Source organism: Chlamydia sp., assembly GCF_017472245.1.
Classification (GTDB): Bacteria; Chlamydiota; Chlamydiia; order Chlamydiales; family Chlamydiaceae; genus Chlamydia.
The window spans coordinates 99,787-115,027 of record NZ_JAFUQR010000002.1; the positions used below are offsets into that span (position 1 = coordinate 99,787).

Genomic DNA, 15,241 nt, shown 5'->3' on the forward strand with positions numbered 1-15,241 from the left:
TAGGGATATAAGAGTAGCTTCGCTGTTTTAATAAAAAGGATGTCATGAAAAAAAAGGAACAGGCTTTATGCTTTTCTTGTCCACATTGTTGTGACGGAAATGTAGCTTTCTCTGTAATCGATTTAGAAAATGTCCTTACTTGCGATTGCTGCGATGCTTCTTTCGTTTTTGAGGCTGGGATGTGTGATGCGATCAGAAAGTTTTCTGCTCTTTGTTTAAGGATTTATGAAGCTAGATCCATTTTAGGGGAGGCTGCAGTCTCTGTCTCCGTGCAAGGTCAGAGCGTCGAGGTACCTTTTCAGTTACTATTCTCTCGATTTCCTGTTTTTTTGAATTTGGATTTGGCCGGCCGGCCTATTCATATTCGATTCATTTTTGATTCCCTTCGAGGAGAAGTTTTATATCATAAAGGGTAGCTTTTGCTATTTCCCTTTTTGCAAATCTTGTAAAGCTTTTTCTAAAATAGCATCCCCGCGGGCTGCTTCTTCTTTTTCCGAAAGTTGAAAGGAAGAGGCGGCCTTTAGAAGGGCGAGAGAGACGTTAGGGTAATCTTCTACAGTAGATGTACTGGTAAGAATATAGGCTGTACGATCGATTACCGCGACGCTTTGGAGACAAAAAACTCGTCCCCAAGAGGTATTTTTTTCCGTTTTAATGATTGTGAATTTACCACTAGGAGCTTGGATATGAGTAAAGATAGATGACTCCAAAGTCATTTCATTCGCGCGATGATATTCTAAAATTTCCTGAATATAAGCTTCTTCTGTTTTATTAATAAGTTCATGAGCGCTATTTATGGTGGGCGTTAGGCTGCCTGCCCCTTTTCCTATAAAAAGAGCATCTAATTTATCTGGGAGCTGGGTTTTGTCATCAATACATTGCCAATTATTGGGGATAAGAAAAGAGTATTTAAGATTAGAGTAAGTTATCCAACTTATAGAAGGCTTATTTCTTTTAGCCTCTAAAGCACGTTTTTTTAAAGCATAGCGAGGAGAGGGTTTCCCAGAAACATGCAGAAATTCTTTTCGTCTTTCTCGTAATTGTGCTGCTCTAGAAAGAGTTTTTTTTTCTAAAGAAGCTTTGAGAGCAAAAGGAAAACTTGCAAACAAGAGAGAGCAAAGGATAACTCTTTTCATAAAGGTTTAGTATTTGATTTTAAACGTTGTTATGATCTAATCTTAAGGGTTAACCGGATCATAATTGATCGTTTTTTTAAGATAAACGTTGTTTTTCTTGGTATTCAGATATGGCAGATCTCAGCGCTCAAGATAAATTAAAACAAATATGCGATGCTTTGCGAGAAGAGACTTTAAAGCCCGCTGAAGAAGAGGCTAGTTCTATCGTACATAATGCAAAAGAGCAAGCAAGGCGTATTGTTGAGGAAGCCAATGAGGAAGCGCAAAGAATTATTCGTTCTGCAGAAGAGAGAGCTTCCACTATTTTGAGAAAGGGAGAAGCGGCTTTAGTGCAGGCAGGGAAGCGTTCTTTAGAGAATTTGAAGCAAGCAGTAGAGACAAAAATTTTTAGAGAATCTTTGGATGAGTGGTTAGGTGGGGTTGCTACTGATCCTGAAGTAAGTGCTAGGCTTGTACGAGCTTTGGTACAGGCTGTTGAAACACAAGGAATTTCTGGAAATTTTTCCGCGTGTATAGGGAAACATGTATCAGCTAGGGCAGTCAATGAAGCTTTAGGCAAGGAAATTACTTCTAAACTTAAAGAGAAGGGCGTATCTGTAGGAAAATTTTCTGGAGGAGCTCAATTGAAGATTGAAGAGCGCAATTGGGTACTGGATATTAGCTCAGAAGCTTTGTTAGATTTATTGACTAGATTTTTACAAAAAGATTTTCGAGAAATGATTTTTCAATCTTGTTAAAAAATCCTTGCTGTGAAGGCCATCTTGTTTGAATCGTTCTTAGGAAGACTTATTGACAGTAGGGGGGAGCTTTTTTGTGTGGGTTGAGAAAGGAAGGTGGGTCTCTAAACCAGATTAGAGAGTGTCTTAGTTGAGGTTACAAGAGCGCGTTATGAATCAGTATTATTTTTTATCTTCTTTTCTTCCTCCTCAACAACCGGAATCTCCCCCTCTTTATTCACTTCAAGAGATTAATGATTTATTGGCGCTTAACTTTGCGGAGCGTGATTGGAAATCTTATGTGATACTACGGCATTTTTTTGATCTAGAAAATTTTGCTTTTTTTTGGACAGGAAGACCCATCTCATTTTCTTTAGGAACAGTCACAAGTAATAATGTAGAGTCTTTATTACGGCTACAGATGTGGTCAGATGAGTGGGAATTTGAAGATTTCTTTAAAGATTTTTTATTGCGTTATAAAACTTCTCAAGAGCGCTTAGCTAGTTTCTCAGAACTAGTCAGGGGTTTTCTTGATCATTATCAAAATTGTTCTTCAAAATTTCTTAGAACGTACTTTTGTTTTAAGCGAGATTTGCGAATTATTTTAGCTGGTTTTCGAGCTAGAGTAATGCAGAAGGATGTGTCTTTTGTCCTTAGAGATGAAGATAGTTCGAATCCTGTTGTCTTGCATGTATTGATGCAAAAAGATTCTCCAAATTATGAGCTTCCCGATGAATTTTTTGAGCTGAAAGATGTTTTAGGAGATTATGGACGTCTTCCGCACATGTTAAATCAGACTCTTTCTCTTTATGAGTTTCATAAAATAGAAGAGATGGCGCGAGACAACTATTTTAATGCAGATGCGATTCTTTCTCGAGTAACCACATATTTAATGGCTATTCGTAATAGTTGGGCAAATGTTCAGAAAGGGAAAGAATTGATTAATTTGATGGAGAAAGGAATCAAATGGTAGCAACTTCAAAACAAACGACGCAGGGTTATGTCGTAGAGGCTTACGGGAATTTATTGCGAGTACATTTTGATGGGCACGTGCGTCAGGGAGAAGTGGCCTATGTAAGTGTGGACGATACGTGGTTAAAAGCAGAAATTATCGAAGTCGTTGGAGATGAAGTCAAAATTCAAGTTTTTGAGGAAACTCAAGGCATTTCTCGTGGTGCTTTAGTAACTTTTTCTGGACATTTGTTAGAAGCTGAATTGGGTCCGGGCCTTTTGCAAGGAATTTTTGATGGTTTGCAGAATCGTTTAGAAGTATTAGCAGACGCAAGTTTATTCCTGAAAAGAGGAGAGTATGTCAATGCTATTTGTCGGGAAACTGTATGGACCTATACACAAAAAGCCGCAGTAGGGGATGTTCTTTCTCGAGGAGATGTGCTTGGAACAGTAAAGGAAGGCCGTTTTGATCATAAAATCATGGTTCCCTTCTCGTGTTTTGAGGAAGTAATTATAACATGGGTGATCTCTTCAGGAAATTATACGGTTGATACCGTTATTGCTAAAGGACGCACCGCAGCAGGTATGGAACTTGAGTTTACAATGGTTCAAAAATGGCCCATTAAGCAAGCTTTTTTAGAAGGAGAGAAGGTTCCGTCTCATGAGATTATGGATGTCGGTTTGCGAGTATTAGATACGCAGATACCTGTTCTTAAAGGGGGGACTTTCTGCACTCCTGGTCCTTTTGGTGCAGGAAAGACGGTGTTGCAGCACCATTTGTCGAAGTATGCAGCTGTAGATATAGTAGTTTTGTGTGCTTGTGGAGAACGTGCGGGAGAAGTTGTAGAAATTTTGCAAGAATTTCCACATTTAACAGATCCTCATACCGGTCAATCTTTAATGCATAGGACTTGTATTATTTGTAATACATCTTCCATGCCGGTAGCAGCTAGAGAATCTTCTATTTATCTAGGGATTACAATTGCAGAGTACTATCGTCAGATGGGGTTACATGTTTTGTTGCTAGCAGATTCAACATCCAGATGGGCCCAAGCTTTAAGGGAGATTTCAGGGCGATTGGAGGAAATCCCTGGTGAAGAAGCTTTCCCAGCTTATTTAGCATCTCGAATAGCGGCTTTTTATGAGCGTGGTGGGGCTGTAAAAATGAAAGATGGATCAGAAGGATCTCTCACTATTTGTGGAGCAGTTTCTCCTGCAGGAGGAAATTTTGAAGAGCCTGTTACACAAGCAACTTTATCTGTTGTCGGAGCTTTCTGCGGTCTTTCGAAGGCTCGTGCGGATGCTAGAAGATATCCTTCTATTGATCCAATGATTTCTTGGTCTAAGTATTTAGATTCTGTAGCAGGAATTTTGGAAACAAAAGTTCCAGGATGGGGAGATTCTGTTAAAAAAGCATCTCGATTTTTAGAAGAAGGGGCTGAAATTGGTAAGAGAATAGAAGTTGTCGGAGAAGAGGGGATTTCTATGGAAGATATAGAAATCTTTTTGAAATCGGAGTTATATGATTTCTGTTACTTACAGCAAAACGCTTTTGATGCAGAGGACTGTTATTGTCCTTTCGATCGTCAAATTAAGCTCTTTTCTTTGATGAGCTATATTTTTGACTCTAGATTCTGTTTTGATTGCCCGGATAATGCCCGCAGTTTCTTTTTAGAGCTTCAAGGTAAAATTAAGACGCTGAATGGTCAAAAATTCCTCTCTGAAGAATATCAGAAAGGTCTAGAAGTGATCTATAAATTATTAGAAAGCAAAATGGTACAGACGGCGTAGATATGCAAACGATATATACAAGAATTACGGATATCAAGGGAAACTTGATTACTGTAGAGGCTGAAGGAGCTTCTTTGGGAGAGTTAGTGCAGATTGAACGAGCAGATGGACGCTCGTCTTATGCTTCTGTTTTGCGTTTTGATGCTAAAAAAGTGACTCTTCAAGTATTTGGGGGTACTTCTGGATTATCTACCGGAGACAAGGTCGTCTTCTTAGGAAGACCTATGGAAGTTATTTATGGCGATTCCTTATTAGGAAGACGTTTTAATGGAATTGGAAAACCTATTGATAATGAAGATGTTTGCTTTGGAGAGCCTATACCAATTACGACGCCTTCGTTTAATCCTGTTTGTCGAATTGTCCCTAGAGAAATGGTACGTACGAACATACCAATGATTGATATGTTCAATTGCTTAGTGAAGTCTCAAAAAATACCTATTTTTTCTTCCTCTGGAGAGAATCATAATGCGTTGTTGATGCGTATTGCTGCCCAGACTGATGCTGATGTTGTGATCATTGGGGGAATGGGACTGACGTTTGTAGATTATAGTTTTTTCGTTGAAGAGTCCCAACATTTAGGATTTGCTGATAAATGTGTAATGTTCATTCATAAGGCAGTAGATGCTCCTGTTGAATGTGTGTTAATTCCAGATATGGCTTTAGCTTGTGCTGAGCGTTTTGCTTTGGAGCAAAAGAAAAATGTTTTAGTGTTATTAACCGACATGACTGCTTTTGCAGATGCATTGAAAGAGATTGCCATCACGATGGATCAAATTCCTGCGAATAGAGGATATCCAGGTTCTTTGTATTCCGATCTTGCTGTGCGTTATGAAAAAGCTGTGGATATAGCTCAAGGTGGATCTATCACTTTGATCGGTGTAACCACAATGCCTGGGGATGATATTACACACCCTGTTCCTGATAATACTGGTTTTATTACAGAAGGACAGTTTTATTTGAAAGATAATCGAATAGATCCTTTTGGTTCATTATCTCGATTGAAACAGTTGGTTATCGGTAAAAAAACTCGAGAGGATCATGGGGATTTAGCAAATGCTTTGATTCGTCTTTATGCAGACTCTAGAAAATCTGCGGAGCGAATGTCTATGGGGTTCAAGCTTTCTAATTGGGATAAAAAATTATTGGCTTTCTCCGATCTCTTTGAGACCCGGTTAATGAGCTTAGAAGTGAATATTCCTCTTGAAGAAGCGTTGGATATTGGGTGGAAAATTTTAGCTCAAAGCTTTCACTCCGAAGAAGTTGGAATTAAAGAGCAGTTGGTGCAGAAATATTGGCCTAAAGCATGTCTTCACAAATAAAATTAACAAAAAATTCTTATCGGGAAGAAAAACAGAAGCTTAATCTATTAGGGATGTACTTGCCCACATTAAAATTAAAAAAAGCTTTATTACAAGCTGAAGTACAGTCTGCGATGCGTGCTGCTACAGAAAGCCTGGCTGCTAACGAACAGGCTCGAGATAGAATGTATGCTTTTGCAGAACTTTTCAGTATACCTCTATACACAGATGCTGTGGAGCAATGTTTCTCTATTGATATTCTTGAAAAAGATGTGGAGAATATTGCTGGAGTCGAAGTGCCTCTATTGAAGCGAGTTGTGTTAACGTCTCCAGAGTATTCTTTGCTAGATACTCCTATTTGGATAGATTCTCTTATTGCATCTGCAAAAGAGTATGTTTTGAGCAAGATTCATGCTGAAAACGCTCAAGAAAGGCTTCTTCTTTTAGAAGAAGAGCTTCGACGTGTTTCTATTCGGGTTAATCTTTTCGAGAAAAAACTGATACCTACAACTTCGGAAACAATCAAAAAGATAGCCATTTTCTTAAGTGATAGAAGTATTACAGACGTAGGGCAAATGAAAATGGCAAAGAAAAAAATTCAGCAGCATAAGGAGTAGTCTGCATGCGCGTAGACGTAGATAAATATCTATTCATTGGACGTAAAAAGTCTGAATTTTTCTCTGCATGTAGAGAGATTGGAGCTGTCGAATTTTTGGCAAAAAGTAAACTTAAGGATTCAGAAAACGTTCGTAGGCTTTCTGAAGGATTAAAGGTATTAAATGCGTTAACAAAGGAGTATTCTCCAACGGATTTAGTATCGGACAGATCTGGATATCTGACAACGGAACAGCTTCTTCAGGAAATTTTTGAGATTAATCAAGAGATCACGTCCATCACAGAGTCTTTGAAAGCTTTGGGCAAAGAGATTGTTCGTGTCAAACCTTTAGGGAATTTCTCTTCAGAAGAGATTCGTGAGTTGACGTTGAAAACGGGTTTAGCTCTTCGATTTTTCTATAAGAAGCATATAGAGGGAGATTCTTTAGAGGTTAAGGAGGATAACGTTTTTTATCTAACAACGGCATATAACTACGATTACTATGTAGTTGTTGGTATTGTCTCATTATCCAAGGATGTTTTTACAGAGATGGAAGCTCCATGCTCTGTCAATGAGTTGCGAGAAGAAGAAGTTCGGCTTCAGGCTATTTTGCGCAAAAAGAGGGCTCGTGTTTGTGAGTTGCATGCGTATCGAGAGGAATTGTTAGAAGCTTTATGTGAACAATGCAATGAGCAAAACTTGCAACACGCGGAGGCAGGTGCTGATGATTTATTTGGGGACAAAGCATTTAGTGCTGTGGGATGGGTTGTTGTAGATCGTTTGGTTGAAGTCCAGGAGCTTTGTGATCGTTTAGGTGTTCATCTAGAGCGGGTACAGCCTGATCCGAATGAAGTGGTTCCTACACATTTGGAGAATCATGGGCTAGGAGCTTTAGGGGAATCTTTGGTTAATATTTATGATACCCCGGCTTCTACGGATAAGGATCCTTCTTTATGGGTCTTTTTGTCCTTTTTTGTGTTTTTCTCAATGATTATTAATGATGCGGGATATGGATTAATTTTTTTAGCAACATCGTTGTTTTTGTCTATTAAGGCTCGGAAGCAGATAAAGTGTTCTGTCGCATTAAAACGTTTTTTTAAAATGTGTACGATATTAGGGATCGGATGCATTTTTTGGGGAGGAGCTACAACTTCTTTTTTTGGTATTTCGGTTAGCTACACTAGCCCTTTTCGGGAATATTCTTTAACACATTTTCTTGCTTTGAAAAAGGCTAGTTACTATTTGACGGAACGTCCTAAAGGCTATAAAGAACTTGTTCATGATTATCCTGTACTTAAAGACAAAACAACTCCTAAAGAGTTTCTTCTTGCTCAAGGGACGAGCAGTGGAGATTCTGTATATAAAGCTATTGTTTATGACAAGTTTATAGATAATATTTTAATGGAAATTGCGTTGCTAGTGGGTGTAATACATCTGTCTTTAGGGATGCTACGCTACTGCAGACAAAGATATTCTGCTATAGGGTGGGTAGTTTTCATGTGCGGCGCCTATATGTATCTTCCTATCTATTTGCAAGCTGTTTCTCTGATTCACTATGCCCTACATCTTCCTTATGAATTAGGGGGACAAATAGGATATTACATAGCATTTGTAGGCTTAGGGGGTGCTGTTTTAGGTGGAGTTATCCAAAGAGGATTACGGGGCTTTGATGAGGTAACAGCGGTTATTCAGGTGTTTTCGGATGTTTTATCTTATTTGCGATTATACGCGCTTAGCTTAGCGGGAGCTATGGTCGGGAACACTGTCATGGTAATGAGCGAAAGATTTCCCCCAGTAGTAGGGGTTTTGATAATTATCTTCGGACACACAGTAAACATTGCACTTTCTATTATGGGAGGAGTGATTCATGGTTTGCGTCTCAATTTCATAGAGTGGTATCACTATAGTTTTGATGGAGGAGGAAGGCTTCTCCAGCCATTGAAAAGAGTGATTTGTCATAAATCTCAAGGCATTTGATGTGTGAAATTGTGTGTTATTGAAAAAAAAAGGATTTATCCAGGTTAGAGGAAAGATATGATAGATATATCGGTAGTAGGCCCTGTATTAGCTATGGCCTTGGCAATGATTGGTAGTGCTATTGGATGTGGGATGGCTGGAGTGGCTTCTCATGCAGTCATGTCCCGAATTGATGAGGGGCATGGGAAGATTATTGGTTTATCTGCGATGCCTTCGTCCCAATCTATTTATGGATTGATTTTTATGTTGTTGTTGAACGATGCCATCAAGGATGGAAAGGTCTCAGCTGTTAGTGGTATTGTTATGGGTGTAGCTGTGGGATCTGCTTTACTGCTTTCTGCTTTTATGCAAGGGAAGTGTTGTGTGAGTGCTATTCAGGCATATGCACGTTCTTCTGCCATATATGGTAAATCTTTTGCTTCAATTGGGATTGTTGAGTCTTTTGCGTTATTTGCTTTCGTTTTTGCATTGTTGTTATTCTAAATATTTGGCTGCGACACTCTTGGCGTTGTGTTTAGGGGGGTGCTCACAACCTGTATTGTCTTCATTCTTGGAATTTATAGATGAGGATTATACGGCAGCTGCTCATCTAGGTGTAGATCGAAGGTGTACTGTAGAATCCGTAGGGCAGCAACTGGTTATTACTTGGGGGCTGCCTTCACGTTTTAGGGATTCTCTTCCCATGGTTCTCCTTGTATGGGTGTATTATGGTAATGGTGAGGTTGAGAAATTTTCCTACGATGTGCACCACCTTTCTGGATATCAGGTATATGTTCTAAAAGATAATACTTATCGAGATCGCCAAAGTATCATTTCTTATAAAGTCTCATTAACAAAGGATGACAAAGAAATTCTTAGTCGGAGTCATCATCTATGGATGGAAGTAATTGCTTTGAGGGCTTTTAGTCAGTGATCGTAGGTTACCTCTTGCTTGATCATAATCAATCTCTAAAGCAAAATACTCGCTATTAAAAAAGCAATTTTCACTTAGAGTTCAGGCAGGTTAAGACCTGAGGTACGAGAACAGTCAAATAAATGGGAAGTATGGCATGAACGAAGATCAATTTCCTAAAGCGTATGATCCTAAAAGCGCAGAGGCTGGGGTGTATTCGTTTTGGGAACACTCCGGTATGTTTATCGCTAATGCAGATAGTAAAAAACCGGCGTATTCTATAGTGATGCCTCCACCAAACGTGACCGGGATCCTACATATGGGACATGCTCTTGTGAATACTTTGCAGGATATGCTTGTTCGTTACAAACGTATGCAAGGATTTGAGGTCTGTTGGGTTCCTGGAACGGATCATGCCGGAATAGCTACACAAACAGTTGTAGAGAGACATTTAAAGGCTTCACTTGGTAAACGACGAACCGATTTCTCGAGAGAAGAATTTTTGAAGCATATTTGGGATTGGAAAGAAAAAAGCCAGAACGTAATTCTTTCTCAATTGAGACAGCTAGGGTGTTCTTGTGATTGGTCTCGTTTGCGATTTACAATGGATCCAGAAGCAAACAAGGCTGTGAAAACAGCTTTTAAGATCTTGTTTGATCAAGGAGTGATCTATAGAGGATATTATCTAGTCAACTGGGATCCTATTTTGCAAACTGCTTTGGCTGATGATGAAGTAGAGTATGAGGAGCGGGATGGGTGGTTGTATTATATTCGGTATCCCATCGTAGGTTCAGAGGACTTTATTACAGTAGCTACAACACGTCCAGAGACTTTATTAGGAGATACTGCTATTGCAGTTTCTCCTGATGATGAGCGATATAGTCACCTAATAGGCTCTAAGGTAGTTGTTCCTTTTGTGAATAGAGAAATTCCTATTATTGGAGATTTTTCTGTAGACCCATCTTTTGGAACTGGAGTTGTGAAGATTACTCCCGCTCATGATAAAAATGATTATCGCACTGGGATTGATCATGATTTGCCGATGATCAATATTTTGACTCCTACGGGGGAAATTAATGAAAACGGGGGAATTTTCACGGGCTTGTCTAAAGAGATGGCTCGTGAAAGTATTGTAACGTCTTTAGAAGCCTTGGACTTGTTTGTTAAAAAAGAAGCGTATTCTTCCCGAGTGGGAGTTTCGTATCGTTCCGGAGCTATTATTGAGCCTTACCTTTCTAAGCAGTGGTTTGTTTCTGTTAATTCTTTCAGAGAATCTTTACGAGAATTTGTAAATAGCAAGGATATTCATCTTTTCCCTCCAGAATTTATAAAAAACTATCTGACTTGGGTAAATAATCTTAAAGATTGGTGTATCAGTCGGCAGCTTTGGTGGGGACATCGTATTCCAGTTTGGCATAACAAATACGAAGAAGACCGAGTAATTTGTTTCGACGGAGAAGGTATCCCTGAAGAGGTAGCGAACGATCCTGAGTCGTGGTATCAAGATCCTGATGTGTTAGACACGTGGTTCTCCTCTGGATTATGGCCATTAACTTGCTTTGGTTGGCCTAATGAAGAAAGTCTGGATTTGAAAAAGTTTTATCCAACTTCTGTTTTAGTAACAGGACATGATATCCTCTTCTTTTGGGTCACTCGTATGGTTTTGATGTGTTCATCTATGACTGATACCAAACCTTTTGCTGATGTTTTTTTGCATGGGTTAATTTTCGGTAAGTCCTATAAACAGTATGACGAGAAAGGAGATTGGACCTATGTTTCTGGGGAACAGAAGCGTGATTATGATAAAGGAAAACCTCTCCCTAAGAATGTAGTTGCTAAATGGGAGAAGCTTTCGAAATCTAAGGGTAATGTTATCGATCCCATTGAAATGATTGAATTGTACGGCGCTGATGCTGTCCGTTTGACATTATGCTCTTGTGCAAATCGTGGCGAACAAATTGATCTCGATTATCGTTTATTTGAAGAATATAAGAATTTCATAAACAAGCTATGGAATGGCGCTCGTTTTATTTTCGGACATATTTCGGAATTGACAAGTCGTGACTTGGAAGAGGGCATTAACAAAGAATTGCTTGGTTTAGAAGACTTTTACATTTTAGATCGCTTCAATGAGTTATTGGCTCGTGTAGATGAGTATTACACCAACTATTCTTTTGATAAAATAGCTTCTCTTGCCTATGACTTTTTTAAGAATGATTTATGTTCTACGTATTTAGAAATCATTAAACCTACCCTATTTAGCAAACAGGGTAGTGATGAGCAGCGAGCTAATAAACGTAAGCTTTTAGCCACCTTATTAGTTAACATTTTAGGAGTATTACATCCGGTTGTTCCTTATATTACAGAAACTCTTTTTCAGAGATTAAAGACGATATTTGGAAATAAAAAAGGGGATGGCTTAGGTGATACGGTAACGAGTCACGCTGTTAGTATGTTGCGAGCGGAAGCTTGTATGGTTACAGGGTATCCTAAGTCTATTGATCTTGCTTTTCCTGAAGAATTCAGAGAGTCTTTTGCTTTCGTGGAAAAATTAGTTTATACAATTCGTAACATTCGCGGAGAAATGCAATTAGATCCTAGACAAGCTTTGAAAGCTTTTATCATTAATTCTAAAAAGGAAGAGTTCCCGAGAGAATATATTCCAATAATTTGTACTTTAGGAGGAGTGGAAACTGTAGAACAACTTTCTGAAGCTCCCAAAGATTGCGTTTTCAGTTTAGGAGTTGTTGAAGGAGTTCAAGTTGGGGTAATTCTACCCGCTGAGCAGATTGTTAAAGAGAGAACACGCTTAGAAAAAGAAAAATCTCGCTTAGAAAATAGTATAGAAAGTTTGTCTAAATTATTAGCAAGTGAGGATTTTCGTACTCGGGCCAATCCAAAATTAGTGCAAAGTAAAGAAGACTCTTTAAGGAATAATCAGCGAGAGTTGCAAAGTATTTTAGATAAACTAGCGTCGCTTTAAAAGAGGCTTTTCTTTTGCAACGGTATGAATTGATTAGACTGATTGGCAAAGGGGGCATGGGTGAGGTGTACTTGGCTCATGACAAAGCTTGCTCTCGTAGGGTAGCTTTGAAGAAGATCCGAGAGGATCTTAATGGGAATGATTTGCTTAGGAAACGTTTTCTTAGGGAAGCAAAAATTGCGGCGGACCTTATACATCCTGGTATAGTTCCAGTATACTCGATATGTAGTGATGGTGAGTCGGTTTACTATACCATGCCCTACATAGAGGGATTTTCTTTAAAAAATTTATTAAAAAGTGTTTGGCAAAAGGAGATTTTTTCTAAAGAACTAGAAGAAAAAACCTCCGTTAAAGCTTTTCTTCCTATTTTTGATAAAATTTGTGCCACCGTAGAGTATATTCATTCTAAAGGGGTGCTACATCGTGATTTGAAGCCTGATAATATCTTATTAGGCTTATTTGGAGAAGTTGTCATTGTTGACTGGGGAGCAGCTATATTTAAGCATGCTAAAGAGCTGCTTCAAGAAAGGGGAGAGACTGATATTTCCCCCTTTAACGAAGATAATATTTGTTATTCCAGCATGACAATCCCCGGCAAGATTGTGGGGACTCCTGATTATATGGCCCCTGAAACCTTGTTAGGAGTAGAAGCTTCAGAGAAAACGGATATATATGCACTCGGGCTCATTCTTTATCAGATGTTGACTCTAGCTTTCCCTTATAGAAAGAAAAAGGGACGAAAGCTTTCTCATTATGAAGATACTATCTTGTCTCCTATAGAGATGTCTCCCTATCGGGAAATTCCTCCTTCTTTATCGCAGATTGCTATGAAAGCAATAGCTATAGATCCTAAAGAAAGATTTTCTTCTGTTCAAGAGCTGCGTAAGGCTTTGGAGCCATATCTTCACGGTGATCCAGAATGGACTGTAAGAACTGTGTTAACCGCTAAAGATAAAGGATGTTGGAAGTATTACGAACCTATACTTCTTTCTCGCTACTTTCCTGCGCTGGCACACTCTCCAACCCAATGGTATCATTTTATGCTTTCTAATATGGAAGCTGGTTCTTGTATGCGTGTTGAGTACACGATCTTGAAAAGCTCCCTAGAAGAGGGAATGGGAATTCTCTTTCCACCTTCAAAAGAAGCTGATAAAGGAGAGTTTTATTGTGGATATGGATTGTGGTTTTTTGTTCAAAAGAATGAACTCATAGTTTCTCTCATCAAAAATGGGATAGAGATTCAAAAAAAGACTCAGGGGATTATTGCTCAACAGTCTCGTTTTGCAATCACGATAGAGAAATCCGATAACAAGATTGCAGTCTTTGTTGATCAAACTTTGTTCATTATACACATAGATTATCTTCCTAGTTTAGGAAAGCGGATAGGGGTAGTTATTCAAGATTTGTTGGGAGTCAGTGATATCATAATCTTAGAAAGCAGTGGGGCTTTACGTGTAAGTTGCTTAGCTATTCCTGATGCATTTTTATCCGAAAAATTATACGATCAGGCTGCAAGTTTCTACCGAAAAATCAGGGATTCTTTTCCTGGACGAAAAGAAAGTTATGAGGCTCAGTTTCGTTTAGGCGTGACACTATTAACTCAGATAGAGGAACAAGGAGGGGATTTAACCCAAGCTCTTAGTTTTTTCGATGATTTGCATGAGAGTGCAGGGGCTCCTCTTGAATATTTAGGTAAGGCTTTAGTTTATCAGAGAAATGGAAGTTTTATAGAAGAGATAAGATGTCTACTTTTGGCTTTAAAAAGATATGCACAGCATCCTGAGATTTCACGTTTAGAGGATCACCTTTGTTTTCGTTTGTATGACAGCTTGCATAAGCATCGTAGTGAAGCCTTAGTATTCATGTTATTGATTTTGTGGGTTGCTCCCAAAAAAATCAGCGTAAGAGAAGAAGAACGGTTTCTTGAGGTCATATATTACAAACAACAAGCTACTTTGTTTTGTCGGATAGATAAAGCTCCTTTGCAGTTTAGGTCTTCTAAGATGGAGCTATTCCTTTGTTTCTGGACAGGCTTTTCTTTATTTCTTCCAGAACTTTTTCAAAGAGCTAGGGATTTACGAGATTATCAAGCCGTTGCCGATATTTTTTATGTTGTATGTGCTTCTGGAAATCAGGAAGCTTTTTCTCAATTTTCAGCAGCTTTAGTAGATTTTGCTGATGAGGCTATTTTTTCTGAATCACCGCAAAACGAAGAGATTGCAAATCTAGTCTTATTTGTTCAAGGGATAGAGGCCTTACAGAATAAGGAGTATCAGAAAGCAAAAGAACTTTTACTAAAAACTTCTTTTGTCCTACAGCTATATGCTTTAGATTTATTCAGCTTGCAAGCTTTTATCAATGAGGAAGTAGAGTTCTTTGTTGATCTTTTGCAAGCTGTTTACAATCTCGCTGATGAAGAAGAGCGTAAACACATTCTGGTTTATAGAATACAAATTTGTTTGTGGAATAGAGACCAGGATCAGGCCTATAAGTTGTTAAGTAGTAATTTTTTTAAAAATAATGGGGAATCAGAGTGTTCAGAAGCCTTTATTTTGTGGGGGTATTATTTAGCGTTAACAGGAGATCAGGCAGCCGTTAAAGCTCATTTTTCCCGTTGTCAATGCAAATACGGAAGGTCGGCTCTAATTGGGAAATGTTTGGATGGTGATTCATTGAGTTATTTAGATGGGCTTATCTGGCGGGAGAAGAAAATATTTTTATTTCAGAAGTTTTTTCTACTTCGCTGCTTAAACGATCCGCAAAAGCAATATGAGGTTTATCGGCAAGCTTATCTGTCTATGGCACAAAGTTTTTTTGATTAAATACAGAGAAAAAACATAAGAAAACCTTTTCCTTATAGAAAGAAAAAGGTTCTAGAAATTAGCACTTACTTACTCAAAAA

The 15,241-nt window shown here is 38.6% G+C and carries 12 protein-coding genes; 11 read left to right on the forward strand and 1 reads right to left on the reverse strand.

Annotation, left to right across the window (positions count from 1 at the left end):
• Nucleotides 1-44 precede the first annotated feature (44 nt).
• Nucleotides 45-416, forward strand: a complete 372-nt coding sequence (locus IJ490_RS00515) for a ferredoxin (RefSeq protein WP_291891309.1) — start codon at nucleotides 45-47, stop codon at nucleotides 414-416.
• A gap of 6 nt (nucleotides 417-422) precedes the next feature.
• Here the strand turns inward: IJ490_RS00515 and IJ490_RS00520 are convergent, their stop codons facing one another.
• Nucleotides 423-1,136: a hypothetical protein gene (locus IJ490_RS00520; RefSeq protein WP_291891311.1), complete on the reverse strand. Its 714-nt coding sequence runs from the start codon at nucleotides 1,134-1,136 to the stop codon at nucleotides 423-425.
• Nucleotides 1,137-1,246: 110 nt separating this feature from the next.
• Between IJ490_RS00520 and IJ490_RS00525 the strand changes: the two genes are divergently transcribed.
• The 10 genes from IJ490_RS00525 to pknD all read left to right on the forward strand — a co-directional run bounded on the left by IJ490_RS00525 (nucleotide 1,247) and on the right by pknD (nucleotide 15,161).
• Nucleotides 1,247-1,873 carry a V-type ATP synthase subunit E gene (locus IJ490_RS00525; RefSeq protein WP_291891313.1) on the forward strand — a complete coding sequence of 209 codons (627 nt, stop codon included), beginning with the start codon at nucleotides 1,247-1,249 and terminating at the stop codon, nucleotides 1,871-1,873.
• A 151-nt stretch (nucleotides 1,874-2,024) separates the two neighbouring features.
• Nucleotides 2,025-2,825: a DUF2764 domain-containing protein gene (locus tag IJ490_RS00530; RefSeq protein ID WP_291891315.1), complete on the forward strand. Its 801-nt coding sequence runs from the start codon at nucleotides 2,025-2,027 to the stop codon at nucleotides 2,823-2,825.
• Nucleotides 2,819-4,594 (forward strand): V-type ATP synthase subunit A, encoded by a 1,776-nt coding sequence (locus IJ490_RS00535; RefSeq protein WP_291891317.1) that lies wholly within the window; start codon nucleotides 2,819-2,821, stop codon nucleotides 4,592-4,594. The genes IJ490_RS00530 and IJ490_RS00535 overlap by 7 nt, the downstream gene beginning before the upstream one ends.
• Nucleotides 4,595-4,596: 2 nt before the next feature.
• Nucleotides 4,597-5,913 carry a V-type ATP synthase subunit B gene (locus tag IJ490_RS00540; protein ID WP_291891319.1) on the forward strand — a complete coding sequence of 439 codons (1,317 nt, stop codon included), beginning with the start codon at nucleotides 4,597-4,599 and terminating at the stop codon, nucleotides 5,911-5,913.
• Entirely contained in the window at nucleotides 5,898-6,509 is a 612-nt protein-coding gene (locus IJ490_RS00545) for a V-type ATP synthase subunit D (protein WP_291891321.1), read from the forward strand. The genes IJ490_RS00540 and IJ490_RS00545 overlap by 16 nt, the downstream gene beginning before the upstream one ends.
• Nucleotides 6,510-6,514: 5 nt before the next feature.
• Nucleotides 6,515-8,464, forward strand: coding sequence for a V-type ATP synthase subunit I (locus IJ490_RS00550; protein WP_291891323.1), 1,950 nt, complete (start codon nucleotides 6,515-6,517; stop codon nucleotides 8,462-8,464).
• Between the two features lie 57 nt (nucleotides 8,465-8,521).
• Nucleotides 8,522-8,947: an ATP synthase subunit C gene (locus IJ490_RS00555; protein WP_291891326.1), complete on the forward strand. Its 426-nt coding sequence runs from the start codon at nucleotides 8,522-8,524 to the stop codon at nucleotides 8,945-8,947.
• A complete protein-coding gene (locus IJ490_RS00560; protein WP_291891328.1) occupies nucleotides 8,868-9,377 on the forward strand; it encodes a hypothetical protein in 510 nt (169 codons plus the stop codon). Before IJ490_RS00555 ends, IJ490_RS00560 begins: the two co-directional genes overlap by 80 nt.
• Before the next feature lie 136 nt (nucleotides 9,378-9,513).
• Nucleotides 9,514-12,339, forward strand: coding sequence for a valine--tRNA ligase (locus tag IJ490_RS00565; protein ID WP_291891330.1), 2,826 nt, complete (start codon nucleotides 9,514-9,516; stop codon nucleotides 12,337-12,339).
• A 14-nt stretch (nucleotides 12,340-12,353) separates the two neighbouring features.
• Nucleotides 12,354-15,161 (forward strand): serine/threonine-protein kinase PknD, encoded by a 2,808-nt coding sequence (gene pknD / locus IJ490_RS00570; protein ID WP_291891333.1) that lies wholly within the window; start codon nucleotides 12,354-12,356, stop codon nucleotides 15,159-15,161.
• Nucleotides 15,162-15,241: the final 80 nt, after the last annotated feature.